The 25,692-nt window shown below is 58.3% G+C and carries 24 protein-coding genes and 1 other annotated feature; of the genes, 7 read left to right on the top strand and 17 right to left on the bottom strand.

The genetic code is table 11. The features are described 5' to 3' along the window. Positions 1 to 16 precede the first annotated feature (16 nt). The gene (gene ribF, locus KHA73_RS03050; RefSeq protein ID WP_234588659.1) at positions 17 to 955 is read right to left on the bottom strand and encodes a bifunctional riboflavin kinase/FAD synthetase; all 939 of its coding nucleotides are present in this window, start codon (positions 953 to 955) and stop codon (positions 17 to 19) included. 390 nt (positions 956 to 1,345) lie between these two features. Here ribF and rpsT point away from each other — a divergent pair, with 390 nt between their 5' ends. Beyond that, entirely contained in the window at positions 1,346 to 1,609 is a 264-nt protein-coding gene (gene rpsT / locus KHA73_RS03045) for a 30S ribosomal protein S20 (RefSeq protein WP_033637053.1), read from the top strand. Between the two features lie 69 nt (positions 1,610 to 1,678). Here rpsT and nhaR read toward each other — a convergent pair whose 3' ends face one another. The 5 genes from nhaR to KHA73_RS03020 all read right to left on the bottom strand — a co-directional run bounded on the left by nhaR (position 1,679) and on the right by KHA73_RS03020 (position 7,587). Then, complete coding sequence (gene nhaR / locus KHA73_RS03040) at positions 1,679 to 2,578, bottom strand: transcriptional activator NhaR (RefSeq protein ID WP_234588650.1); 900 nt, start codon at positions 2,576 to 2,578, stop codon at positions 1,679 to 1,681. A gap of 196 nt (positions 2,579 to 2,774) precedes the next feature. Beyond that, entirely contained in the window at positions 2,775 to 3,941 is a 1,167-nt protein-coding gene (gene nhaA, locus KHA73_RS03035; RefSeq protein ID WP_234588648.1) for a Na+/H+ antiporter NhaA, read from the bottom strand. A 235-nt stretch (positions 3,942 to 4,176) separates the two neighbouring features. Next, the gene (gene dnaJ / locus KHA73_RS03030; protein ID WP_234588646.1) at positions 4,177 to 5,304 is read right to left on the bottom strand and encodes a molecular chaperone DnaJ; all 1,128 of its coding nucleotides are present in this window, start codon (positions 5,302 to 5,304) and stop codon (positions 4,177 to 4,179) included. Between the two features lie 106 nt (positions 5,305 to 5,410). Continuing rightward, the gene (gene dnaK / locus KHA73_RS03025; RefSeq protein WP_234588645.1) at positions 5,411 to 7,324 is read right to left on the bottom strand and encodes a molecular chaperone DnaK; all 1,914 of its coding nucleotides are present in this window, start codon (positions 7,322 to 7,324) and stop codon (positions 5,411 to 5,413) included. An 86-nt stretch (positions 7,325 to 7,410) separates the two neighbouring features. Beyond that, positions 7,411 to 7,587 (bottom strand): hypothetical protein, encoded by a 177-nt coding sequence (locus KHA73_RS03020; protein WP_234588634.1) that lies wholly within the window; start codon positions 7,585 to 7,587, stop codon positions 7,411 to 7,413. 61 nt (positions 7,588 to 7,648) lie between these two features. Here KHA73_RS03020 and satP point away from each other — a divergent pair, with 61 nt between their 5' ends. Continuing rightward, positions 7,649 to 8,248, top strand: coding sequence for an acetate uptake transporter (satP, locus tag KHA73_RS03015; protein WP_234588632.1), 600 nt, complete (start codon positions 7,649 to 7,651; stop codon positions 8,246 to 8,248). Positions 8,249 to 8,294: 46 nt separating this feature from the next. Here the strand turns inward: satP and KHA73_RS03010 are convergent, their stop codons facing one another. From KHA73_RS03010 to tal, 3 genes are all read right to left on the bottom strand, one after another. Continuing rightward, complete coding sequence (locus tag KHA73_RS03010) at positions 8,295 to 9,602, bottom strand: MFS transporter (protein ID WP_234588630.1); 1,308 nt, start codon at positions 9,600 to 9,602, stop codon at positions 8,295 to 8,297. Positions 9,603 to 9,726: 124 nt separating this feature from the next. Continuing rightward, complete coding sequence (gene mog, locus KHA73_RS03005; RefSeq protein WP_234588620.1) at positions 9,727 to 10,314, bottom strand: molybdopterin adenylyltransferase; 588 nt, start codon at positions 10,312 to 10,314, stop codon at positions 9,727 to 9,729. 149 nt (positions 10,315 to 10,463) lie between these two features. Further along, positions 10,464 to 11,417, bottom strand: a complete 954-nt coding sequence (gene tal, locus KHA73_RS03000; protein ID WP_234588618.1) for a transaldolase — start codon at positions 11,415 to 11,417, stop codon at positions 10,464 to 10,466. Positions 11,418 to 11,800: 383 nt separating this feature from the next. Here tal and KHA73_RS02995 point away from each other — a divergent pair, with 383 nt between their 5' ends. Both KHA73_RS02995 and yaaA read left to right on the top strand, forming a co-directional pair. Next, positions 11,801 to 13,237 (top strand): alanine/glycine:cation symporter family protein, encoded by a 1,437-nt coding sequence (locus KHA73_RS02995; protein ID WP_234588616.1) that lies wholly within the window; start codon positions 11,801 to 11,803, stop codon positions 13,235 to 13,237. Positions 13,238 to 13,346: 109 nt separating this feature from the next. Then, entirely contained in the window at positions 13,347 to 14,123 is a 777-nt protein-coding gene (gene yaaA / locus KHA73_RS02990) for a peroxide stress protein YaaA (RefSeq protein WP_234588614.1), read from the top strand. Positions 14,124 to 14,150: 27 nt separating this feature from the next. Here yaaA and KHA73_RS02985 read toward each other — a convergent pair whose 3' ends face one another. The 6 genes from KHA73_RS02985 to KHA73_RS02960 form a co-directional block, all read right to left on the bottom strand. Further along, a complete protein-coding gene (locus tag KHA73_RS02985) occupies positions 14,151 to 15,467 on the bottom strand; it encodes an IS4 family transposase (protein WP_234584928.1) in 1,317 nt (438 codons plus the stop codon). A gap of 124 nt (positions 15,468 to 15,591) precedes the next feature. After that, positions 15,592 to 16,881 carry a threonine synthase gene (gene thrC, locus KHA73_RS02980; protein ID WP_234588613.1) on the bottom strand — a complete coding sequence of 430 codons (1,290 nt, stop codon included), beginning with the start codon at positions 16,879 to 16,881 and terminating at the stop codon, positions 15,592 to 15,594. A 3-nt stretch (positions 16,882 to 16,884) separates the two neighbouring features. Next, positions 16,885 to 17,814 carry a homoserine kinase gene (thrB, locus tag KHA73_RS02975; RefSeq protein ID WP_234588611.1) on the bottom strand — a complete coding sequence of 310 codons (930 nt, stop codon included), beginning with the start codon at positions 17,812 to 17,814 and terminating at the stop codon, positions 16,885 to 16,887. Between the two features lies 1 nt (position 17,815). Further along, positions 17,816 to 20,275, bottom strand: a complete 2,460-nt coding sequence (gene thrA / locus KHA73_RS02970; RefSeq protein WP_234588609.1) for a bifunctional aspartate kinase/homoserine dehydrogenase I — start codon at positions 20,273 to 20,275, stop codon at positions 17,816 to 17,818. Between the two features lie 25 nt (positions 20,276 to 20,300). Then, positions 20,301 to 20,418 (bottom strand) — a sequence feature (Thr leader region). Further along, positions 20,357 to 20,425 (bottom strand): thr operon leader peptide, encoded by a 69-nt coding sequence (gene thrL / locus KHA73_RS02965; RefSeq protein WP_101815025.1) that lies wholly within the window; start codon positions 20,423 to 20,425, stop codon positions 20,357 to 20,359. It overlaps the preceding feature by 62 nt. A gap of 212 nt (positions 20,426 to 20,637) precedes the next feature. Continuing rightward, on the bottom strand, positions 20,638 to 21,324 hold the full coding sequence (locus tag KHA73_RS02960) for a tRNA/rRNA methyltransferase (RefSeq protein ID WP_234588607.1): 687 nt from the start codon (positions 21,322 to 21,324) through the stop codon (positions 20,638 to 20,640). Positions 21,325 to 21,952: 628 nt separating this feature from the next. Between KHA73_RS02960 and arcA the strand changes: the two genes are divergently transcribed. Continuing rightward, complete coding sequence (arcA, locus tag KHA73_RS02955; protein ID WP_234588605.1) at positions 21,953 to 22,669, top strand: two-component system response regulator ArcA; 717 nt, start codon at positions 21,953 to 21,955, stop codon at positions 22,667 to 22,669. 49 nt (positions 22,670 to 22,718) lie between these two features. On the opposite strand, the gene creA is transcribed toward arcA, so the two are convergent. Then, positions 22,719 to 23,198, bottom strand: a complete 480-nt coding sequence (creA, locus tag KHA73_RS02950) for a protein CreA (protein WP_234588604.1) — start codon at positions 23,196 to 23,198, stop codon at positions 22,719 to 22,721. Between the two features lie 346 nt (positions 23,199 to 23,544). On the opposite strand from creA, the gene robA reads away from it, so the two are divergent. Further along, a complete protein-coding gene (robA, locus tag KHA73_RS02945) occupies positions 23,545 to 24,414 on the top strand; it encodes an MDR efflux pump AcrAB transcriptional activator RobA (protein ID WP_234588602.1) in 870 nt (289 codons plus the stop codon). Here robA and gpmB read toward each other — a convergent pair. Beyond that, complete coding sequence (gene gpmB / locus KHA73_RS02940; RefSeq protein WP_234588601.1) at positions 24,411 to 25,058, bottom strand: 2,3-diphosphoglycerate-dependent phosphoglycerate mutase GpmB; 648 nt, start codon at positions 25,056 to 25,058, stop codon at positions 24,411 to 24,413. The genes robA and gpmB overlap by 4 nt on opposite strands. A 101-nt stretch (positions 25,059 to 25,159) precedes the next feature. Between gpmB and yjjX the strand changes: the two genes are divergently transcribed. Beyond that, on the top strand, positions 25,160 to 25,687 hold the full coding sequence (yjjX, locus tag KHA73_RS02935) for an inosine/xanthosine triphosphatase (RefSeq protein WP_234588599.1): 528 nt from the start codon (positions 25,160 to 25,162) through the stop codon (positions 25,685 to 25,687). Positions 25,688 to 25,692: the final 5 nt, after the last annotated feature.

The raw sequence follows: 25,692 nt of genomic DNA, 5'->3' as shown, positions 1-25,692 counted from the left end.
TGCGCGGGGTAAACGATTAAACCAGTGTTTTTAACCCGAAGAATTTCCGGGCCGTCACCACATCATTGGCGATTTGCTGCTTCAGGGCATCGAGCGAAGCAAAACGCTGTTCATTGCGCAATTTCGCGCGGAGCACCACGTCAATATGGCGCCCGTAAAGATCCATCGTGACATCCAGCAGATGCACTTCCAGCTGCTGGCGCACGCCGGCAACGGTCGGCCGCGTGCCGATATTGGCCACGCCCGGGAGCGGATCGGGCCCCAGGCCGTAGACTTCCACCGCATACACCCCTTTCACCGGCGCAACCAGGCGTTTCAACGGCAGGTTGGCGGTCGGGAAACCGATGGTGCGGCCCAGCTCATCGCCGTGCACGACCCGGCCAGAGATGCTGTACGGATGGCCCAACAGCTTTTCCGCCAGCGGCAGGTCGTCGTCGCGCAGCGCATTGCGGATCGCGGTGCTGCTGATGCGCTGGCCGTCTTCGCGGAAGGTGGGCGTGCTGACCACCTCGAAGCCGTACCCTTTGCCGGCCTGCTGCAATAGCGGAAAATCGCCCTGGCGCCCGGCGCCAAAGCGAAAATCATCCCCGACCATCAGGAATTTAACGCCGAGTTTTTCTACCAGCAGTTCGGCGACGAACGCCTGTGCGGTGTTGGCGGCAAAACGCGGATCGAATTTGACGCACAGCAGGTAGTCTACCCCCGCCTGCGCCAGGTATTTGGCCTTGTCACGCAAACGCGTGAGGCGAGCCGGCGCCTTGTCCGCTGCGAACATTTCCAGCGGCTGCGGCTCGAAGATCATGACCACCACCGGCAGCCCGAGGCGTCGCCCTTCTTGTTTCAACTGCTCCAACAACGCCTGATGACCGCGATGCACGCCGTCAAAGTTGCCGATGGTGAGCACGCAACCATGGTGGCGCGCCCGAATATTGTGGATGCCGCGAATTAGCTGCATAGCTGGCTCAAAACAGTGGAAATCGGCGGATTATACCTTGTACAGCCGGTAAGGTTAACCCGCGATTGGTGCCTTTATGTAATAGACATACCATACCGGAGATAATCTGCGGGTGAAACGGCTTCGCCGCAGTTTATCCCGCCTCGTAACGCCGATAATCGACTGCCGGCAACGGCTTGCGCCCATCGCGGCAAATCATTGGCGAATTTTCTCGCGAAACACTGTATTCCCATGAGCGAAGCTGGTAAAATCCTGCGCCATCACAACGTAGCAAGTGCCGCCCGTACAAACGGCGCTTATTTGCACAAATCCATTGACAAACGAAGGCTAAAAGGGCATATTCCTCGGCCTTTGAATTGTCCTCAATAGAATATATTTGGGAGTTGGACCTTGGCTAATATCAAATCAGCTAAGAAACGCGCCGTACAGTCTGAGAAACGCCGCAAGCATAACGCTAGCCGTCGCTCAATGGTGCGTACCTTCATCAAGAAGGTAGACGCAGCTATCGCAGCTGGCGACAAAGAAGCAGCACAAACCGCATTCCTGGTAATGCAACCACTTGTGGACCGTCAGGCAGCTAAAGGTCTGATCCACAAGAACAAAGCAGCGCGTCATAAGTCAAACCTGACTGCACGCATCAACGCAATGCAATAAGCATTTCGTTAACTGCTTGTTAAAGAAACCGGCCTTGGCCGGTTTTTTTACGCCCCGAGTTTGCCCCCGTCAGCAGGAAAACAGCGCCGAGAAATCCTTGTTGCATACCCGCTGCACCGCCGGGTGCTGGATCATGCGCTCGGCGAAGATGATGTAATACTCTTCCTGCACGCTATCAATCCGCCCGATTTCCACCACGTTGTCATCGCTGTAGGTATCCTGCGCATACAGCGTCGGCGCCACGAAGATAGCATTGTGGTACATGCCGAACGCCTTCATCAACGCCGCGTCGTCGAACTCGCCAAGGATTTCCACCTGGATGCCCTGGGTATTGAACCAGTTGAGCAACTTGCGCCCCAGCATGGATCGCCGGCCGGGGATCAGCAGCTTACGCTGCTCCAGGCAGGCGGGAAACGGCAGATCCGGCGCCGGCTGGCGGCAAAAGAAGCTGATGCCGCACTCGCCCAGCTTGAGCGAAAACAGGCCTTCCTGCTGGCTGGAATCCACCGGGCAGTCCGACAGGATCATATCCAGCTTATGCTGGCTGAGCTGCTCCAGCAGCATCTCGTGCGTCGATTCGAAACAGCGCAGGTGGATCTGCTCATTGTCTACCACCACCGCCGTTTCCAGCACCTGGCTCACCAGGCGTTTGGACAGGGCGTCCGCCACGCCAACGTCGAACAGCAGGTTCGACTCTTTGCGGTAGTTGACGATATCCAGCATTTCCTGGCTGAGCATGAACATTTTGTCGGCGTAGCGAAAAACCAGCTGCCCCAGCTCGGACGGCACCAGCCCGCGCCCCTGACGTTTGAACAGCTTGCCGTCCAAACGCTCTTCCAGCGCCTTGATCTGGCCGGTGATGGTTTGCGGCGTCAGGAACAGCGCTTCGGCGGCGCCGACCACAGAACCTTCTTTGCAGACCTGCCAGAAGTAGTAAAGGTGATTAAAGTTGATATGCGACATCCTCACGAACGGCTCTCCTTAACGTTTCGCATCGACAGACGGTCTGCCGTGACGAGCGACAAACTTCCTTTCCCTGTATCAGACACCCTATTGCCCCATTAGTCCCAACATGGAACGGCCGAAATTGCACATATTTTATACTGCACAACTCCGACCAGCCATTGTATTGCGCGCCGTCCCTCACGGGGCACACCCGAAAGGGTTATCTGACGCGCGGTAGCGACATCCGCAGCAAACCATATCCGGCCACCGCCGCGGCGGTGGAGCCCAACAGGATCCCCAGACGGGAATAGGTGCTGAGTGCGGCATCCGCATCGCCAAACGCCAACGAGGCGATGAAAATCGACATGGTGAAACCAATACCACAGAGCACGGAAACGGCAAACACCTGTTTGAAACCAATTCCTTCGGGCAGGCGGGCAATGCCCATCTTCACCGCCGCCAGGCTAAAGATGAAGATGCCCAAAGGCTTACCGATAAACAGACCGGCCGCGATGCCCATCGGCAGCAGCGAGGTCAGGCCATCCAAGGACACGCCCTGCAATGAAACACCGGCGTTGGCGAAAGCGAACAGCGGCAGGATCAGGAACGCCACCCAGGGGTGCAGCCCATGCTCCAGCGTCTCGGACGGCGAAGGGCCTTTCTTCACTTGCAGCGGGATCATAAAGCCGACAATCACCCCGGCCAGCGTGGCATGCACCCCGGACTTGAGGATCGCCACCCACAGCACCAGCCCGACAATCATGTACAGCGAAGTCTTGCCCACGCCGCGCCAGTTCATCAGCCCCAGCAGCGCGATGGCCGCCGCCGCTGCGCCCAGCGCCGCCAGCGACACTTCGTGGGTGTAGAACAGCGCGATAATCACAATCACGCCGAGGTCGTCAATAATCGCCAACGCCAGCAGGAACACTTTCAGGCTGGTCGGCACCCGGTTGCCCAGCAGCGCCATCACGCCCAGCGCAAAGGCGATATCGGTCGCCGCCGGAATAGCCCAGCCCTGGCGCGTAACCTCATCCGCGCCGTTGAACAGCAGGTAAATCAGCGCCGGGGCCAGCATGCCACCCAAGGCGGCGATCGCCGGGAATACCGCCTTGTCGCGCCCGGCCAGCGATCCCTGCATCAGTTCGCGCTTGACCTCCAGCCCCACCACCAGGAAGAAGATCGCCATCAGGCCATCGTTAATCCACAGCAGCAGCGGTTTGCCAATCTCCAGCGAGGAAACCTTCACCAGCACCGGCAGGTTCAGGAAGGCCTGGTAAATCGCCTGCAGCGGGCTGTTGGCCATGATCAGGGCGACGATTGCCGCCACGATCAGAATGATGCCGCCCGCGGCTTCCTGACGTAAAAACTGACGAATAATGTTGGTCACAATACGCCTCTCCCTATTTGTGCAGGGGTTCAGCAACCCTGCATGCAAAATAATGGAATGAGTATAGAGGGCGTTTTAACTCGAAAAAACACGTTTATAAATGCTATAAAAATCGAAAAAACCGAGCAATTGAGGTCACAAGTCACATCAACCGCAGGGATATCTCCGACTTGGCGAAAATAAAAACCCCGGGGATAAGCCCGGGGTTGGGTAGCGCGTTAATAAAAACAGCAGCTTAGCGAGTCAGGTCATCAAAGAACTTTTTCACCCCGTCGAAGAAGCTCTTCGAACGCGGGCTGTTCTTGTCGCCGGAAGGGCCGCCAAGGCTTTCTTCCAGCTCTTTCAGCAGCTGTTTCTGCTTGTCGTTCAGATTGACCGGCGTCTCCACCACCACGCGGCACAGCAGGTCGCCCTGGCTGCCGCCGCGCACCGACTTGACGCCCTTGCCGCGCATGCGGAACAGCTTGCCGGTTTGGGTTTCCGCCGGTACTTTCAGCTTCACGCGGCCATCCAGCGTCGGCACTTCAATCTCGCCGCCCAACGCCGCCATGGCGAAGTTGATCGGCACTTCGCAGTACAGGTTGTTGCCTTCACGCTCGAAGATCGGGTGGGCCTTAACCTGCACCTGAACGTACAGATCGCCCGCCGGTGCGCCGTGCTCGCCCGCTTCGCCTTCACCCGCCAGGCGGATGCGGTCGCCGGTATCTACGCCGGCCGGGATTTTCACCGACAGCGTTTTGGATTTCTCTACCCGGCCATGGCCGTGGCATTTGTTGCACGGGTCTTTGATTATCTGACCGCGGCCGTGACAGTGCGGACACGCCTGCTGCACGGTAAAGAAACCCTGACGCATCTGCACCTGGCCCTGGCCGTGGCAGGTCGGACAGGTGACCGGCGAACTGCCGGGCTTGGCGCCGCTGCCGTGGCAGACGTCACACTCTTCGAGGGTCGGGATGCGGATCTCTTTGGTGACGCCACGCACCGCTTCCTCGAGGGACAGCTCCATGTTATAGCGCAGATCCGAACCGCGGCTGGCGCGCTGACGGCGGCCTCCGCCGAAGATATCGCCAAACACGTCGCCAAAGATATCGCTGAAGTCGGCACCGCCGCCGCCAAAACCGCCGCCGCCCATGCCGCCTTGTTCAAAGGCCGCATGCCCGTACTGATCGTAGGCAGCGCGCTTTTGATCGTCGGTCAGGACTTCGTAAGCTTCCTTGATCTCTTTAAATTTGGTCTCGGCGTCTTTTTCCTGGTTGCGGTCAGGATGGTATTTCATCGCCAGGCGTTTATACGCCTTTTTTATCTCACGTTCATCCGCCGTCTTGCTGACGCCGAGAATCTCGTAATAGTCTTTCTTGGCCATTCTTTTGCTTACCCTTAACATGCGTGCACGGGCGCAGAGTTGCCTCGACGCCCGTGCTGGTTTCCGGTAACGGCCTTGCGGCCGCTCCGTGCCCGCTTAAGGGCGATTATTTTTTATCTTTAACTTCTTCGAACTCAGCGTCGACCACGTCGTCATCTTTCTGCGCCGCGTTGTCTGCGCCGGCGTCAGCACCTTGCTGAGCCTGCTGCGCCTGAGCCATCTCCAGCAGCTTGCCGGAAACCTGCACCAGCGCCTGGGTCTTGGCTTCGATCTCGGCTTTGTCTTCGCCTTTCACCGCCGCTTCCAGATCTTTCAGCGCCGCTTCGATCGCCGTTTTGTCTTCCGCCGGCAGTTTGTCGCCTGCTTCTTCCAGCTGCTTACGGGTACCGTGGATCAGGTGATCCGCCTGGTTGCGGGTCTGCACCAGCTCTTCGAACTTGCGGTCAGACTCGGCGTTCAGCTCGGCATCGCGCACCATTTTCTGGATTTCTTCTTCGTTCAGACCGGAAGACGCCTTGATGGTGATCTTCTGCTCACGACCGGTGTTCTTGTCTTTGGCGGACACGTGCAGGATGCCGTCGGCATCGATATCGAAGGTGACTTCGATCTGCGCCATGCCGCGCGGTGCAGCCTGGATACCGTCCAGGTTGAACTGGCCCAGCGATTTGTTATCGCTGGCGCGCTTGCGCTCGCCCTGCAGCACGTGGATGGTTACCGCAGACTGGTTGTCTTCAGCGGTAGAGAACACCTGGCTGTGCTTGGTCGGGATAGTGGTGTTTTTGGTGATCAGCGGCGTCATCACGCTGCCCATGGTTTCGATACCCAGCGACAGCGGGGTAACGTCCAGCAGCAGAACGTCTTTCACGTCGCCGGCCAACACGCCGCCCTGAACCGCAGCGCCCACGGCAACCGCTTCGTCCGGGTTAACGTCTTTACGCGGTTCTTTGCCGAAGAAGTCTGCGACTTTCTTCTGCACCATTGGCATACGGGTCTGGCCGCCCACCAGGATCACGTCCTGGATGTCGGAAACCGACAGGCCTGCGTCTTTCAGCGCTACCTTCAGCGGCTCGATGGAACGCGCAACCAGATCTTCTACCAGCGACTCGAGCTTCGCACGGGTCACCTTGATGTTCATGTGTTTTGGACCGGTCGCGTCTGCAGTAATGTACGGCAGGTTAACGTCGGTCTGCTGAGCGGAAGACAGCTCGATCTTCGCTTTTTCAGCGGCTTCTTTCAGACGCTGCATCGCCAGCGGATCGTTGCGCAGATCGATGCCTTGCTCTTTCTTGAACTCTTCCACCAGGTAGTTGATCAGGCGGCTGTCGAAGTCTTCGCCACCCAGGTGGGTATCCCCGTTGGTCGCCAGAACTTCGAAGGTTTTTTCGCCGTCAACGTCGTCGATTTCGATGATGGAGATATCGAAAGTACCGCCGCCCAGGTCATATACCGCGATGGTGCGGTTGCCGACTTCTTTGTCCAGGCCGTAAGCCAGGGCCGCAGCGGTCGGTTCGTTGATGATGCGTTTTACTTCCAGACCCGCGATGCGGCCGGCGTCTTTGGTCGCCTGGCGCTGTGCATCGTTGAAGTATGCAGGTACGGTGATAACCGCTTCAGTTACCGGCTCGCCCAGGTAATCTTCCGCCGTTTTCTTCATTTTTTTCAGCACTTCGGCAGAGATCTGCGGCGGTGCCATTTTCTGGCCTTTCACTTCCAGCCAGGCGTCGCCGTTGTCGGCTTCGACAATTTTGTACGGCATGATGCTTTTGTCGCGCTGCGCTTCTTCGTCCTGGAAGCGGCGGCCAATCAGGCGCTTGATCGCGAACAGGGTGTTCTGTGGGTTAGTGACAGCCTGACGCTTAGCCGGCTGGCCAACCAAAATCTCACCATCCTGGGTATATGCGATAATAGAAGGAGTGGTGCGGTCGCCCTCGGCGTTTTCCAGCACGCGCGCCTTGGCGCCATCCATAATTGCTACGCAAGAGTTGGTAGTACCCAGGTCGATACCAATAATTTTGCCCATCTAAACGTCTCCACTAATAAATTCATAATCGGTCAGGTTGCTAACCTATATGCGGGCGATTCTTTAGTTTTCAACTGCCCGCTATCTCAGCCTTGCCCGCGGTCAGCAACTGCGGTTGCAAATAAGATGGGGCCATCCAACTCAGCATCAAGGGGCAAGGCGAAAAAAATTTCTTTTTTATCGTCATCCAGATCATTGTTTCCTGTTCCGGGGATCATTATGATGCCGCGCGCTCTGATGGAAGTTAGCGGTTTTTCGGCCATTCAGACCATTTATGAATTTACTTAGCTATTTCCGTTAACTTTCTGTTATCGCAGAGGACTTATGCACACCAACAAGTTGGCGAATCCCGGCCCTCTCGGCCTGATGGGCTTCGGGATGACCACCGTCTTGCTGAACCTGCACAACGCGGGCTTTTTCCCACTGAACTCCGCCATTATCAGCATGGGGATTTTCTTCGGCGGATTGGCCCAGATTATGGCCGGGCTGCTGGAATACAAGAAGGGCAACACCTTCGGCATGACCGCGTTTATCTCCTACGGCAGCTTCTGGCTGAGCCTGGTCGGCCTGCTGCTGCTGCCGCGCCTGGGCCTGGCTGAGGCCACCGAAGCCCACGTGCTGGGCATCTACCTGGCGCTGTGGGGCGTCTTCACCCTGTTCATGTTCTTCGGCACCCTGCGCGCCAACCGCGTGCTGCAGTTCGTGTTCGCCAGCCTGACGCTGCTGTTCGCCCTGCTGGCCGTCGGCAACATCACCGGCAACCACGCGCTGCTGGCCTTCGCCGGTTACGAGGGCATTATCTGCGGCGCCAGCGCCATTTATCTGGCGATGGCCGAGGTGCTCAACGAACAGCTGGGCCGCAAGGTGCTGCCGATCGGCGAGATGGCCGCTCAACCGGTGGACGCGGCGCCCGCGCTGGCGTAATCACCGCCCGTCCAAACCAACAAGCCCTGCATCGCAGGGCTTTTTTTCAGCTGTAGGAGCCGGCTCGCCGCCCGCCGGCTTCGCCGTTCAGATCGCGATGCAGGTAGAAGCCGAGCAGCAGCCCGATACCCGACAGCGCCAGCACATAGTAAGCGGGTGCTAACGGGGTCAACTTCATGATCAGGGTCACAAATATTGGGGTTAAACCGCCAAAAATGGCGTACGAAAGGTTATATGAGAACGAAATCCCGGTAAATCGCACTTCCGCCGGAAACGCCCGCACCATCACGTAGGGCACAACCCCCACCACGCCTACGCTGAAGCCCACCAGCGCATAGCAGGCGAACAGCATTTCCGGGTGAACGCCCACCGTTTGATAGAACAGCCAGCTGCAGCCTGCCAGCAGCAGGCTGCCGACGATCAGGGTTTTGCTGGCGCCAAAGCGATCGGCCGCCAGCCCGGCGATGATGCAACCGGCGATCAGCATAATAGTGGCGATGCTGTTGGCCTGCAGCGTCAGCGCCGGCGCGATGCCGTACTGTTTTTGCAGGTAGGTCGGCGTCATCAGGATCACCACCACGATGCCGGCCGACAGCAGCCAGGTCAGCAGCATCGATACCGCCACCTCTTTCTTGTGGTTGAGCACCACCGATTTCAGCGGCAGCTCTTCCGCCAGCGCTTTACGCGCCTGCATTTCGATGAAGATCGGCGTCTCCTGCAGCCAACGGCGCAGGTACATCGCCACCAGGCCGAACATGCCGCCCAGCAGGAAAGGAATGCGCCAGCCGCCGTCAAGGATGGTCTGCTGGCTGAGCGTGGTGTTGATGACCGTCGCTACCAGCGAGCCGAGCAGAATGCCGACGGTCAGCCCGGCAGTCAGGGTGCCGCAGGCGAAGCCGATGCGGCGGCGCGGCACGTGTTCGGCGACAAACACCCAGGCGCCCGGCACTTCACCGCCGATCGCCGCCCCCTGCAACACGCGCATCAGCAGCAGCAGCAGCGGTGCGGCGATGCCGATGCCGGCGTAGGTTGGCAGCAGGCCCATCGCCAGGGTCGGCAACGCCATCAGCAGTATGCTCAGGGTAAACATCTTTTTGCGGCCGACCAGATCGCCGAAGTGCGCCATCACGATGCCCCCCAGCGGCCGGGCCAGATAGCCGGCGGCGAAGATGCCGAAGGTTTGCACCAGCCGCAGCCAGTCGGGCATATCCGCCGGGAAGAACAGCTCGCCGACCACCGCGGCAAAAAAGACGAAAATGATGAAGTCGTAAAACTCCAGCGCGCCGCCCAGCGCGGCCAGCGTCAGCGTTTTATAGTCTTGCCGGTTTAACCGGCGATTATTGTCGTGAGGCATAGGGTACCGTCGGAGAAGGCTGTAAAAATAAAAGCCGCAGGCTTTCTGTAAACGAATCCTTACTATAGCGGCAAATTATTTTCACACCAGACGGACTGAAGCTAATCTCACAGATCGCTGAAATTTAGAGGTTTATCTCGCGGCGCGCGTTCTTCGGGCGAAATGCTGCTACCACCGCCGGCTGCGTCTCCACGTAAGGCCCTTCGAGCAGTTGAATGCAATAAGGCACGCTGGCGAAAATGCCGTGCACTACCGTCTTGCCCTGCTCATCCCTCACCCCTTCCAACGTTTCCTTGATTGACTTCGGCTGCCCGGGCAGGTTGACGATCAGCGCCTGCTTGCGGATCGCGCCCACCTGGCGTGAAAGAATCGCCGTTGGCACATAGTGTAGGCTGATTTGCCGCATTTGCTCGCCGAAGCCGGGCATCACGCGATCGGCTACCGCCAGGGTGGCGTCCGGGGTCACGTCGCGCCGCGCCGGGCCGGTGCCGCCGGTGGTCAGCACCAGGTGGCAGCCCATCTCATCCACCAGCTCGCAAAGCGTATGCTCGATCAGCGTCTGTTCGTCGGGGATCAAGCGGGTTTCCAGTTTGAACGGCGTCGCCAGCGCGCTCGTCAGCCACTCTTCCAGCGCCGGAATGCCCTTGTCCTGGTAAACGCCGCCCGAAGCGCGGTCGGAAACGGAAACCAAACCAATACGTAATATGTCCATGCGTAACCTCTACAGCCTGATGGGGTCCGGGCGGGTTCGCTCCCGCCCTGTTAATGATGCTGAAAGTATAAAGCGTCAGCCTGCCGTAAGGATCTGCAGGCATAAAAAAAGGCGGCCTGAGCCGCCTTTTATTGCGCTGACTGCCGAAATTACAGCAGGTCGGCGATCATTTTTTCCAGTTTGCCCTGGTCTACGGCGAACTTGCGGATGCCGTCGGTCAGTTTCTCAACCGCCATCGGATCCTGGTTGTGCTGCCAGTAGAACTCAGGCTCGGTCAGCGCGGTTGGGCGCGCTTTCACTTCACCGGTGTAAGACAGTTTACGCTCCAGCGCGCCTTCGCTTTCCGCCAGCTCTTTGAGCAATGCGGGGGCGATGGTCAGACGGTCGCAACCGGCCAGCTCGATGATCTCGCCGACGTTACGGAAGCTGGCGCCCATCACCACGGTGTTGTAACCGTGCTGTTTGTAGTACTGGTAGATCTCGGTAACGGAAACCACGCCCGGATCTTCGTGCGGCGCGAACTCTTTCTTGTCGCCGTTCGCTTTGTACCAGTCGAGGATGCGGCCGACGAACGGCGAGATCAGGTAAACGCCGGCTTCGGCGCAGGCGCGCGCCTGCGCGAAGGAGAACAGCAGCGTCAGGTTACAGTTGATGCCTTCTTTCTCCAGCTGCTCCGCCGCGCGGATGCCCTGCCAGGTAGAGGCCAGTTTGATCAGGATGCGATCGTTGCTGATGCCGGCTTCGTTGTACAGTTTGATCAGGCGCTTGGCCTTGGCGACGCTGGCCACGGTGTCGTAAGACAGGCGCGCGTCCACTTCGGTGGAGATGCGGCCTGGGACCAGCTTCAGGATTTCCAAACCGATATTGACCGCCAGCTTGTCGGCGGCGTCGGCGATCTGCTGCTCGCGATCGCTGCTCTGCTCGCGCGCCCAGGCGATGGCTTCATCAATCAGTTTGCGGTATTCAGGAATTTGGGCTGCGTTGAGGATCAGCGAAGGGTTGGTTGTGGCGTCTTGCGGTTGATACAGCTTCATTGCCGCGATATCGCCCGTATCCGCAACCACCGTGGTGAGCTGGCGCAGGGAAGTTAATTTATCGGTCATGTTGGCATTATCTCATCGTTTGTGCATGAACTTTTGGCATTGTTCAACCATGCCCTTCCCTGATAATAACATGCGCAAGGCCCGGTGCAAGGCTGGAAAGTCGCGGCCTGGCGGCGTCTGTTTTATCCGTGGTCGAGCAACCGTTTACGCTGATATCTTTCGTCATTACCGAGCTGATGAAAAGGCAATAACGTGCTATCGGTAGAAGAAATTATGTTAAATTCGCAAAAAATGATGCAATTCGTTTGAGAATCTGAGAAAAATCTCAATTCCTAAAAGCCGGCCTCTGTTCGGCTAAGCTCTTGTAAAAACTGAACCAATGTATTTTCGCCCAGGGTGGATGCCGTGTGGCGTGCATTAAATTTCGATGAAGGAGGGATCCTGTGACGGACCTGATGAATTTTATAAACAATATCTTGTGGGGTTCGGTACTGATCTATCTGCTGCTCGGCACGGGCATTTACTTTACGCTGCGCACGCGCTTTATCCAGCTGCGCCACTTCAGCCATATGTTCTCGGTGCTGAAAAACAGCAACAAGAGCGACAGCGCCGGCATCTCCTCCTTCCAGGCGCTGTGCACCACCCTGGCGGCGCGCGTCGGCACCGGCAACCTGACCGGCGTGGCTATCGCCCTCACTGCCGGCGGCCCAGGCGCCATCTTCTGGATGTGGGTAGTGGCCTTTATCGGCATGGCCACCTCTTTTGTCGAAAGCACATTGGCGCAGCTGTACAAAACCAAGGACGACCGCGGCAGCTATCGCGGTGGACCGGCCTACTATATGGAAAAAGGGCTGGGCATGCGCTGGATGGGCGTGCTGTTTTCCATCTTCCTGATAATCGCCTTTGGCCTGGTGTTCAACGCCGTGCAGGCCAACTCCATCGCCCAGGCTTCCGCCGTCGCCTTCAACCTGAAACCGCTGCACGTCGGCATCGGCCTGGCGGTGCTCAGCGGCGTGGTGATCTTCGGCGGCATCCGCTCCATCGCCCGGGTGGCGGAGCTGGTGGTGCCGCTGATGGCCGGGGCCTACCTGCTGCTGGCGTTTTGGGTGATTGGCCACAACATAGAACATATGCCGGCCATCCTGATGCTGGTGTTCAAGAGCGCCTTCGGCCTGCAGGAAGCGGCGGCCGGCGCGGTCGGTTACGGCATTTCCCAGGCCATGACTCAGGGGGTGCAGCGCGGGCTGTTCTCCAACGAAGCCGGCATGGGCTCGGCGCCCAATGCGGCGGCCTCCGCCTCCCCTTATCCGCCTCATCCCGCCTCGCAGGGCTACGTGCAAATGCTCGGCGTGTTCATCGACACCATCGTCATCTGCAGCGCCACCGCAGCGATTATTCTCTCTTCCGGCATGCTGGCCCAGCCTGACGCCCCGGTCAGCGGCATCGACCTGACCCAGCGGGCGCTGTCCGCCGCCGTCGGCAGCTGGGGCTCGCCCTTTGTCGCCATCGCCATTTTCTTCTTCGCTTTTACCTCGATCATCGCCAACTACGCCTACGCCGAGAGCAATCTGGTGTTCCTCGAGCACAATCATCCGGGCGGGCTGCTGATTTTCCGCTGCGTGGCGCTGGGGATGGTGATGTTCGGCGCACTGGCCGAGCTGCCGCTGGTGTGGAAGATGGCGGATACCTCAATGGCGCTGATGGCCATCACCAACCTGACGGCGATCCTGCTGCTGTCGCGGGTGGCGTTGAAGCTGGCCGATGACTACAACCACCAGCGCCGCATCGGCAAATTGCCCACCTTCGACGTCAGCCGCTACCCGGAGCTGAAGTCGCAGCTGGCGCCCGGCGTCTGGGACCACCACCAGCCGCCACGCTGATTGATATAGGCGGGGCGCGAACCGCACGCGCCCGGCCTATCAGACCAATTGCCCCTTTTTGCCGCGCTTTTTGCTACAGTATCCGCACTTGGATAAACAGGATCTGGCCATGCTCGTTATTATTTCACCTGCTAAAACACTTGATTATGAAAGCCCGCTGGCGACAGAACGCTTCACGCAACCTGAGCTGCTGGATAAGTCGAAGGCGCTTATCAAAATCTGCCGCACGCTGACGCCGGCGCAAATTTCCAGCCTGATGAGCATCAGCGACAAGCTGGCCGGGCTGAATGCCGCGCGCTTTAGCGACTGGCAGCCCAAATTCACCCCGGACAACGCCCGCCAGGCGCTGCTGGCGTTTAAGGGCGATGTCTATACCGGCCTGCAGGCGCATGACTTCAGCGAAGCCGACTTCGATTTCGCCCAACAGCACCTGCGCATGCTTTCCGGCCTGTACGGCGTGTTGCGCCCGCTCGATCTGATGATGCCTTACCGGCTGGAGATGGGCATCAAGCTGGAAAACGCCAAAGGCAAGGATCTGTACAGCTTCTGGGGCGATCACATCACCAAAAAGCTGAACGAAGCGCTGGCGCAGCAGGGGGACGACGTGGTGGTGAACCTGGCTTCCGACGAGTACTTCAGGTCGGTGAAGCCGGCCAAGCTGCACGGCACGCTGCTCAAGCCGGTGTTCCTCGATGAGAAGAACGGCAAATACAAAGTGATCAGCTTCTACGCCAAGAAGGCGCGCGGGCTAATGAGCCGTTTTATCATCAAGAACCGCCTGACGCGCAGCGACCAGCTGGCGGATTTCAATTTGGAAGGTTACGCCTTCGACGAAGCGGGCTCACAGGGCAACGAGCTGGTGTTCAAACGCCCCGAACGGCAATAAAAAAAGCCGTCGCAAGACTAACACCGTTCACTTAAGATGTTTTGAGTGAACGGGATACTGGGTTTTTGAGATTCGAACGGTCCTCTTTTTGGGCCGTTTTCTCTTTTCTGGCAGGATAAATTGCTTCACATTCTCCCGCATTTTCTTCAGCTTCGTCGGGATCGTCCCTGGTTTACTCAGTGAACACCAGATGAGTTCATCCTGGATCAGTCTCATCGCCATCACGAAGCTTATCCGCAGTGGCGGCACTTTTGCTTCCCGTGCTATCTGACTCATCTCCATTCTGACCAGATTATAGGCCGTCAACAGACCCCAGATTTCCTGGTAAATCCCGCTCACTTTCTGGCTGCGCAGCAACGTCGCTGTGCTCAGCTGGAACTGTTTCAGCTCTCCGTAGCCATTTTCTATGCTCCACCGCTCCTGATACACATAACGCAGCGAGTCTGCCGGATACAGCTCCGGCTCGCTCAAAGAGCTGATAAAACCTTTGTAATGGCCTGATTCATCTTCACATTCTATTAGCCGGGCCTGCCAGTATTCAGGCAGCGAGCTGTCCTGTTTTCGGGCCTGCGGTGAGACCTGCATCTCCACCAGATGGTCTCCTTCTCCGAACGTTTCCACTACACGGTATTTCGTGTTTCCCTTCAGGGGAACCAGCCAGTGCGCATCGTTCTGTCTGCGTTGCCAGTTAATCAGTAACTCTGCGGATAAATAGCAGCGGTCAAACAGCGTCAGGCTTTTCGCCTGCGGCGATAATTGCTTCGCGTAACTGACTTCGCCGGTATTTGCCGGCCCGAATTTCACGTCATGGATCAACCGGCTGCGCAGCGACATCATGGCGCACAGCCTGACCATCGGGTACTCAGTGTGTCTGTCCGGACGATGCTTTATGTACTCAAAATGGTCTGCAAGTTCGGGCGTATCGGGTGTGCGAAAAAGGGTGCCATCAACGGCGAACAGCCGCAGTCCGTGCCAGAGGTCATCCTTATCTTCCTGTTGAGTCCAGTGGCTGGCCGTCAGGGTGAAGAGCTCCCGAAGCGGTTCATCGCTCAACCGCTGGCGTGCCTGGGCAATGGAGCTGGCAGCGAGAGTCTCACCTTCCTGCGAACTCAGGACGAGGTCGAGTTTTGTCACAACGTCCGTGATGGAGCGGTCGCGGTACAGGCCCATGCCCACAATCAGCCAGACCACGAGTTCTGCGGGGAGTTTACGTTTACGGATACTGGCTTTATTCGTGGAATCAAGGACCTGAGAAATCCACTCAAGGGGAATGGCACGCTGAAAACAGGAAAGTGAAACGGGTTCAGCCCAGGTCTGGGTATCGTCAAGCCAGGTTGAAAGCATAAAAAAGCCCCATCAGAGAATTGATGAGGCTATTGTCGTCTACCCACCGGATCGTTCAACCGATCATTTTGCTTAACCGATCGGTGTTAGTCGCAAGACGGCTTTTTCATTATGGCTCAGGGATTCAGGCAGGCAGCGCCATCAGGAACTTGCGCAGTTCGCCGAAGCCGGCCGGCAGGCTGTGGGACAGCAGCGGCAAATCGGCCCGCAGCGCCAGCGCCTTCGGCAGCGGCAGCTCCTGGCCGAGGATCGCTTCCACGCTCTCTTTAAACTTGGCCGGATGCGCGGTGCCGAGGAACAGGCCGAACTCCCCTTCCTGCAGCTGATCGCGCAACGCGCGGTAGGCAATCGCCGCATGCGGTTCTGAAACATAGCCCAGTTCGGCCAGCTCGCGCATCGTATCCTTGGTGGTTTCGTCGCTCACCGCCGCGTGGCCCAGCTCTTTCAACTGCCAGATTTTGCGGCGGAACAGCTCTTCCACTCGCGGCCAGTTGTTCGGCTGGCTGACGTCCATGGCGTTGGACAGCGTCGCCACGGTGGCGTGCGGCTGCCATTGGCCGTTGGTCAAAAAGCGCGGCACGGTGTCGTTGGCATTGGTGGCGGCGATAAAGCGTTTTACCGGCAGGCCCAGCGATTTCGCCAGCAGGCCGGCGGTCAGATCGCCGAAGTTGCCGCTCGGCACCGAAATCACCAGCTGATTGCGCGCTTCCTGCGGCAGCTGCGCCACCGCCTCGAAGTAGTAGCAAATCTGCGCCAGCAGGCGGCTGATGTTGATCGAGTTAGCCGAGTTCAGGTGCAGCGCCTCTTTCAGCTCCGCATCGTCAAACGCCTGTTTCACCAGCGCCTGGCAGGCATCGAAGTCGCCGTCGATCGCCACGGTGTGGATATTGCCGCCCAGGGTGCAGAACAGTTTTTCCTGCAGCGGGCTGATTTTGCCCTGCGGATAAAGAATGACCACGCGCACGTTCTTCAGGCCGTAGAAGGCATGCGCCACGGCGGCACCGGTGTCGCCGGAAGTGGCGGTCAGGATGGTCACCGGCTGATCGCCGGCCACTTCCGCCAACATCTGCGCCATGAAACGGCCGCCGAAGTCCTTGAACGCCAGCGTCGGGCCGTGGAACAGCTCCAGGCAGGCTACGTCATCTTCCACCTGCGCCACCGGCGCCGGGAACTCGAATGCGGCCTTCACGCGCTTATGCAGCGCCTCTTCAGACACTTCGTCGCCGATAAACGCCGACAGAATGCGGCTGCTGCGGGTGACAAAGTCCTGCTCCAGCAGATGGTCGATTTCAGTCAGTTCGAACTCCGGCAGATCCAGCGGGAAAAACAGCCCCTGCTGCTTGCCCAGGCCCTGTTTGATCGCCTGCGCGAAGCTGACCTGCTCGTTGTGATCCTTAAGGTTGTACAGTTTCATGCGTTATCCCAGTAGTCGTGCGCCTGCGGTATCCAGACGGCAAATATGAACAAAACCTTCGTCGTTTTGCAGATAGTGATTCGTCAGCCAGTCGGCCATGCGTTGCGCGGTGGCGCCGTCGTTGCACACGGCGAACAGCGTCGGGCCGGAGCCGGAGATACCGCAAGCCAGCGCGCCGATGCTCTGCGCGGCCTTGCGCGCTTCGGCAAAGCCCGGCAGCAGGCGGGTGCGGTACGGTTCGGCGATCACGTCCTGCATCAGCTTGGCGGCCAGCTGCGGTTGCCGGGTGTGGCAGGCGTGGATAAAGCCCGCCAGATAACGGCCATGGCTGATGCAGTCCTGACGACGGTACTGTGCGGGCAAGATTGCGCGCGCTTCGGCGGTGGAGACCTTGATGCCCGGGTAGGCCATCACCCACAGCCAGTCGTTAAAGCATGGCACTTCCTGGCTGATGAAGCCTTCTTCTTCCAGCATCAGCTGCAGGCCGCCCAGGTAGCAAGGGGCGACGTTGTCGTAATGCACGCTGCCGGAAATGCGCCCTTCCAGCTCGCCCATCAGGCCAAGCAGGGTCATTTTGTCCAGCGGCCGATCGCAGAACTCGTTCATCGCCATCAGGCCGGCGACCACCGAGCAGGCGCTGGAGCCAAGCCCCGAACCGATCGGCATGTTTTTCTCCAGCCGCATCGCTACCGGGATCTCGCGGCCAATCTCCTGGCAGAAGCGCTCCCAGCACTGGTAGACAATGTTTTCTTTCGGATCGTCCGGCAGCTTGCTGACGAAGCGGCCGGCGTTCTGCAGGCTGAACGCGTCGGCGGCTTCAACGCTGACGCAGTCGCCCAGCAGGGTGCCGTCGATCGGCGAAACCGCCGCGCCCAGCACGTCAAAACCGACGCTGACGTTGCCAATCGAGGCCGGTGCATACACCTTAACCATATTAAACTCCCAACTTCCATGACAGTGTGCGCAGCAGATCGGCGAATACGCCCGCCGCGGTCACATCGTTACCGGCGCCATAGCCGCGCAGCACCAACGGCAGCGGCTGATAATAACGGCTGTAGAAGGCCAGTGCGTTCTCGCCGTTCTTCACTTTATACAAGGGATCGTTGCCATCGACCGCATCGATGCGCACCTGGCAACGCCCGTCTTCAATCACCCCGACGTAGCGCAGCACCTTGCCCTGTTCAGCGGCGTTGGCCACGTTGCGGGCAAACTCCTTGTCCAGCTCGGGCAGGCGCGCCATAAAGCTTGCCACGTCGCCGGAAGAATCGAACGACGGCGGCAGCACCGATTCAACCTCGATATCGCTCAGCTCCAGCTTGTAACCGGCTTCGCGCGCCAGGATCAGCAGCTTGCGGGCGACGTCCATGCCGGACAGATCGTCACGCGGATCCGGCTCGGTATAGCCGTTGGCCTTGGCCTGTTGGGTGGCCGCCGACAGCGACATGCCTTCGTCCAGCTTGCCGAAGATAAACGACAGCGAACCGGACAGAATGCCGGAAAAACGCGTCAGCTCATCGCCGGCGTTCAGCAGGTTTTGCAGGTTTTCGATCACCGGCAAACCGGCGCCGACGTTGGTGTCGTACAGGAACTTACGGCGCGAGCCGGCGGCTGCGGTACGCAGCTGTTGATAATAGTTCATCGACGAGGTGTTGGCCTTCTTGTTCGGCGTCACCACGTGGAAACCGTCGGCCAGGAAATCCGCATACTGATCGGCCACCGCCTGGCTGGAGGTGCAGTCGACGATCACCGGGTTCAGCAGATGGTACTCCTTCACCAGGCGGATCAGGCGGCCGAGGTTGAACGGCTCCTGCGCGCCCGCCAGCTCGTCGCGCCAGCTTTCCAGCGCAATGCCGTGCACGTTGGTCAGCATGGCGCGCGAGTTGGCGATGCCGCATACCCGCAGGTCGATATGTTTCTGCTTCAGCCAGGGTTGCTGGCGATAAATTTGTTCGATCAAGGCGCCGCCGACGCCGCCGACGCCGATAACGAACACCTCGATCACCTGATCGGTGTTGAACAGCATTTGGTGGCTGACGCGCACGCCGGTGGTGGCGGAATCATTGCTGACCACCACTGAAATGGAGCGTTCGGAAGAGCCCTGGGCAATGGCGACGATATTGATGTTGGCGCGCGCCAGCGCAGAGAAGAAGCGGGCGGAGATGCCGCGCAGCGTGCGCATGCCGTCGCCGACCACCGAGATGACGGCCAGCTTCTCCATCACGTCCAGCGGCTCCAGCACGCCGTCTTTCAGCTCCAGATAGAATTCGTCTTCCAGCGCCCGGCGCGCGCGCAGCAGCTCATTTTGCGGCACGCAGAAGCTGATGCTGTATTCGGAAGAGGACTGGGTGATCAGCACCACCGAGATGCCGGCGCGCGACATCACGGCGAACACCCGGGCGGCCATGCCGACCATGCCCTTCATGCCTGGGCCGGAGACGTTGATCATCGCCATGTTGTTCAGGTTGGTGATGCCCTTCACCGGCATGGTTTCATCCACGCTTTCCCCGCCGATCAGCGTGCCGGGGGCCTGCGGATTGGCGGTGTTTTTGATCAGGCAAGGGATTTGGAACTGGGCGATGGGGGCGATGGTGCGGGGATGAAGAACTTTGGCGCCGAAATAGGACAGTTCCATCGCCTCCTGGTAGGACATCGATTTCAGCAACCTGGCGTCCGGTACGGTACGCGGGTCGCAGGTATAAACGCCGTCGACGTCGGTCCATATTTCGCAACAGTCGGCGCGCAGGCAGGCGGCCAGCACCGCGGCGGAATAGTCGGAGCCGTTGCGCCCCAGCACCACCAGTTCGCCTTTATCGTTGCCGGCGGTAAAGCCGGCCATCAGCACGATGTGGTCGGCCGGGATCGCCGCCGCGGCGATACGCAGCGTGGACTCGGCGATATCCACCGTGGACTCCAGGTAATGGCCCTGCGCCAGCAACTTCTCCACCGGGTTGATCACCGTTACCGGGAAACCCTTGGCCTGGAACACGCCCTCCATGATAGCGATGGAGAGCTTTTCGCCGCGGCAGATGATTGCGGCGTTTACGCTGTCCGGGCATTGCCCCAACAGCGCCACCCCGTGCAGCACCTGCTTGAGCTGGGCGAATTCCTGATCGACCAGGCTTTTCAGGCGCTCGAGTTCAAAGCCCGGCAGGGCCTGAGCCAGGCCGCTCAACAGATCGGCAAAGATGCGTTCGGCGTCGCTCATATTCGGCAGAATATCCTGACCCGCTACCGTTTTTTCAATCATCGCCACCAGATGGTTGGTGATTTTAGCGGGCGCGGACAATACCGTGGCCACCTGTCCCTGACGGGCGTTACTTTCCATGATGTCGGCAACGCGCAGAAAACGTTCCGCATTCGCTACCGAGGTTCCGCCAAATTTCAGCACTCGCATTTATGATCTCTCCCGAATTTAAGCCGAAAAAAAAGCCCGCACTGGTTAGGTGCGGGCTTTTTTCTGTGTTTCCTGTACGCGTCAGCCCGCCCCGTTACCTGTGGTATCGGTGGTGGTAATAATTGTTGTGTTCAGGCTGATGTGTCGCATGGCGTCTGTCTGTCTCATTAAATACTCTGTCCCCTCTATTGGTTAAAGCAATCGCTATCCCAAGTCAAATTATTTCTTTTTTTTGCTTATTTCCTGTCCAGCGGCGCAATTGGGCAATGCAACAGCGGAAAAGCGAAATGTCAGAACAAAAAAACGGCCTGCCGGCGGTTTTGCAGTGAATCACACTACATAACCGCCGGGGCATGTGGGGATCACTTGGTGAGTTTTTTTTCGATGTCGTGCAATAAAGTGTGCAGCATGGCCGTATCCCGTTGCTGCAGCGCGCCAAGCCGCTGGTGCAGCCAATCGCGCAATTTTTGATCGTCGCTCACCCCCAACGCGCTCAGCAATCCCTCGGCGCGTTGACGCAGCGCATTGAGCTGGCCGGCATTGGCCACGGGTTCCTGCGGCGCGCTGACGTTCATCAACTGCGCCAGCTGGTAGCAATACACCATCACCGCCTGGCCGAGGTTCAGCGAAGGGTAGTCCGCCTGCATCGGCACGCCGGTGAGCAAATCCGCCAGCTCCAGCTCTTCGTTGCTCAGGCCGGAGTCTTCGCGGCCGAACACCAGAGCCGCCTGGCCCACCCACTGCCGCCGTTCGGTCAGTTGCTCCAGCAGCTGCGGCGGCGTGCAGTAATAGTGAAAGCGCGCGCGGCTGCGGGCGGTGGTGGCGACGGTGAAATCGACATCCGCCAGCGCCTGCGCCAACGTGGCGAAGGTTTGCACGCCGTCGAGGATCTCTCCGGCGCCGTGCGCCACCCATCGCGCCGCCGGCTGCAGGTGCGCTTCGCTGTCGACGATGCGCAGCGAAGTAAAGCCCATGGTTTTCATCGCCCGCGCTGCGGCGCCGACGTTTTCCGGCCGGGCCGGCGCGACTAAAACAATATGAAGCTGCATCAATACTCCACGGAAAAGGGATCGCGGTTTTGACTGTTCAGCACAGCCCGCTTATATTTACAATTGCGCAACAAAGAAAGCCTTAATTGCTACAAACAACATTAAACAGGTTATTGGCCGAATAAACCTTACGTAATGGACATTATTATCGCTTATGTTTTACTGTCTTTATTAATCAACATGTTAAAAAAGCGTACCAAGCAATAAGCGGTTAATTGTACCCTATCGGGCCCGGCGATGCTGAATCGTTCACAGAATTTAAGCTTCTGTGACTTAAGCTGGCATATCTGTAAGTGTTTTTCACAAATCTGTTAACGTGCTACAATTGAATTTGATATATGTCAACAAACCGTAGTTTTGTTGGGTGATGAATTCGGCACGCGCTGTTATATTGCTGTTAATAGGGTTAGGATATGCGCCGTTTTGGCACCTTTGGGGTTGTAGGGAGTAGCATCCCCACCAAGCTAGCGATCTTGTTGACATGAGATGGAAAGCGCATCAAGAACGAGTTTACGTACTTTAGTCATTTGGTAAGAGGGAACGCGGCGCGAACTCTGCCCTCCTCTGAGAAAACAAAGACTTCTGTACTTCCTATTTTCTATTTTGTTGGCAATTTTAGGTAGCAAATATGCAGACCCCGCACATTCTGATTGTCGAAGACGAGTTAGTCACTCGTAACACCCTGAAGAGCATTTTCGAGGCGGAAGGCTACATTGTTCATGAAGCCAATGATGGTGCAGAGATGCACAATATCCTGTCTGAAAATGATATCAATTTGGTCATCATGGACATCAATCTGCCAGGCAAAAACGGCCTGCTGCTGGCGCGCGAATTGCGCGAGCAGGCCAGCGTCGCGCTGATGTTCCTGACCGGCCGCGATAACGAAGTCGATAAGATCCTCGGCCTGGAAATCGGCGCCGACGATTACATCACCAAACCGTTCAATCCGCGTGAATTGACCATTCGCGCCCGCAACCTGCTGTCGCGCACCATGAACCTGGGCAGCGTCGGCGAAGAGCGCCGCCTGGTTGAGAGCTACAAGTTCAACGGCTGGGAGCTGGACATCAACAGCCGCTCGCTGGTTAGCCCGACCGGTGAACAGTACAAGCTGCCGCGCAGTGAATTCCGCGCCATGCTGCACTTCTGCGAAAACCCGGGCAAGATCCAGTCCCGCGGCGAACTGCTGAAGAAAATGACCGGGCGCGAGCTGAAGCCGCATGACCGCACCGTTGACGTGACCATCCGCCGCATTCGCAAGCATTTCGAATCGACGCCGGACACGCCGGAAATCATCGCCACCATTCACGGCGAAGGCTACCGCTTCTGCGGCGATCTGGAAGAGTAATTTTCCCGTTGCAAAACGAACGGGGTTCAGCATGCTGAACCCCGTTTTTTTATTTGGCTTCACCCCAGGGGATGATCGGCACCGCGCTCAGGGCGTTCTTCGGTGAACCGTCGACCACCCGATCGGAGTAGCTCAGATACACCAGCGCATTGCGTTTGGCATCATAAAAACGCACGACCTGCAGCTTCTTGAATACCAGCGATGTGCGCTTTTGGAACACCACCGTGCCCTCCGCCTTGCCGGTCTTGATCTTGTCGCTCAGCGCGATCGGCCCTACCTGCTGGCAGGAAATGGCCGCATCGGCGGTATCCTCCGCCAATCCCAACCCGCCTTTGATGCCGCCGGTTTTGGCGCGGCTGATATAACAAGTTACATTTTTAACGTCCGGATCGTCGAAGGCTTCCACCACGATTTTGTGGTCCGGGCCAAAGAGTTTAAACACAGTATCAACGGACCCTACCTGTTCCGCCTGCGCGCTGTTTACCGTTGCGCAAACTAAACCAAACAAAAATATCCATCCTTTTTTCATTTACTTAACTCCAACAAAAACCGGCCTGCAAAAACAGCCTCGGCGATCAAAATTATTTATGTTTTAGCTCACAGAATCGGTATTTTTCTGGTCCGCACCGCCCGTTTTAGCACAACGCGTAGAAAAAATCTTTGAGAGTCGCGGAGGAAAAAAATTGCTATTATGCGGCGTCGTTATTTTCTTTGCGCCCACCCAGGTGTGCCCCAATCCAACTCTAGCGCAACGCGCGTAGTAAGAGGCAAAGAGTGCAACGCATAATGGCTCATGGATCGGTCTGATAGCGCAAGCACCAGCGTGATGAATCAACAGTTCGGGTTCCTACCCTAAAGCTCTACGAGGAAGATCTATGGATCAAGCCGGTATCATTCGTGATCTGCTTAGCTGGCTGGAAAGCCATTTGGACCAACCTTTGTCGCTGGATAACGTAGCGGCGAAAGCGGGCTACTCCAAATGGCATCTGCAACGGATGTTCAAAGATATTACCGGTAACGCCATCGGCGCTTACATCCGGGCCAGAAGGCTGTCCAAGGCTGCCGTGGCGCTGCGCCTCACCAGCCGGCCCATTCTGGATATCGCCCTGCAGTACCGCTTCGACTCGCAGCAGACCTTCACACGCGCATTCAAGAAACAGTTTGCGCAAACGCCGGCGCTGTATCGCCGCGCCGAAGACTGGAATTCATTCGGTATCTGCCCGCCCATCCGTCTGGGGGCCTTTACCCTGCCGCAGCCGGAATTCGTCACCTTGCCGGAGCAGCATCTGATCGGCCTGACGCAAAGCTACTCCTGTACGCTGGAACAGATCTCCACATTCCGCACCGAGCTGCGTTCGCAGTTCTGGCGCCAGTACCTGGGCGAGGCCGAAACGCTGCCGCCGGTGCTTTACGGGCTGCACCATTCACATCCGAGCCCCGAAAAGGACGATGAGCAGGAAGTGCTGTACACCACGGCGCTGGAGCCGCATCACGTGCCGGAGAAAGTGCAGGAAGGTCAACCGCTGGTGCTGCAGGGCGGCGAGTATGCCATGTTCAGCTACGAGGGGCCGACGTCCGGCCTGCAGGAGTTTATCCTGATGGTCTATGGCACCTGCCTGCCGACGCTCAAGCTGACGCGCCGCAAGGGGCACGACATCGAGCGCTTTTATCCGAAGGGTGACCGGCGGCCACCCCAGCCGCCAACCGAGATCAACTGCGACTATCTGATCCCGATTCGTCGTTAACGCTGCAGTTCGTCCAACGCGGGCATGTCCAGGTGCGTGACATCGCCCGCGGTTTCAACGATCCAGCCGGAAGCCAGCCACGGGCTTTGCTGGTGATCGACGCGCGACAGCGAACAGTTGCGCAAACGCAGGCGGCGCTCCGCGTAAGCCGGCAACCCCAACACCGTGCCGATCAGGCAACCCAACGCGATACCATGGCTGACGATCAGCGGTTTGCTGCCTTCCGGCAACATCAGGCAGCTTTCCAGCGCAGCGCGCATCCGTTCGCCCAGCTCGACCATGGATTCGCCTTGAGGGATGCGGCCGTCAGGAGTACCATCGACCATCTGCTTGCGCCACTGTTCTTCCTGCGGCGTCAGGCTGTCGATCAGGCGCTCCTCCAGCACCCCCATATGCAATTCACGCAAACGCGGATCGTTAATCACTTCGCAGCCGCAGGCGTCTGCGATGATTTGCGCGGTGCGGCGGGTGCGCCCCAGATCGCTGGTGATAACGTGCGTGATGCCCTCTTTGCTGACGCGCCGGGCAACCAGATGGGCCTGGTGTTCACCCATAGCGGTTAACGCGCTGTCAGACTGGCCCTGGATGCGGCGAGCCGCATTCCACTCCGTTTCGCCATGGCGAACGAGGTATACCTGTAACATTTTTGTTTTCCGTTATACTGCGTGAAACTTGAGTTTATCTCCGCCCGGCGGCCGCTTGCGCAATCGCCCGGCGTATCGGATAGAAGGATGTTGAACCCGTTATGTACCATGTTGTCGCTGCAACTACCAACCCGGCAAAGATCAAGGCTATTCAATTGGCCTTCGACGACGCCTTTGGCGCAGGCCAATGCCGCATTGAATCCGTCGACGTCGCCAGCGGCGTTTCGCTGCAGCCGATAGGCAACCACGAAACCCGCACCGGCGCGCGCCAGCGGGTGATGGAAGCGCGTCAGGTGCGGCCGGAAGCCGATTTTTGGGTCGGCGTCGAAGCCGGAATTGAAGAAAACATGACCTTCGCCTGGATGACGATAGAAAATCCGCATACCCGCGGCGAGTCACGTTCCGCCAGCCTGATGCTGCCCGAAACCATTTTACAGGGTATTCGCGCCGGCCGCGAACTGGGCAGCGAAATGGCCGACATCACCGGCAACGCCGAAGTGAAGCGCCAGGGCGGCGCGATCGGCATCTTTACCGATGGCCGCCTGAGCCGCACCAGCGTTTACCATCAGGCCTTGCTGCTGGCGCTGGTGCCGTTCCACAATCCGATTTACCAACAGCACAACCAATAACGCAC

Source organism: Serratia entomophila, from assembly GCF_021462285.1.
Lineage (GTDB): Bacteria > Pseudomonadota > Gammaproteobacteria > Enterobacterales > Enterobacteriaceae > Serratia > Serratia entomophila.
The sequence above is the reverse complement of the archived record's forward strand: the minus strand, read 5'-3'. Positions and strand labels throughout refer to the sequence as shown.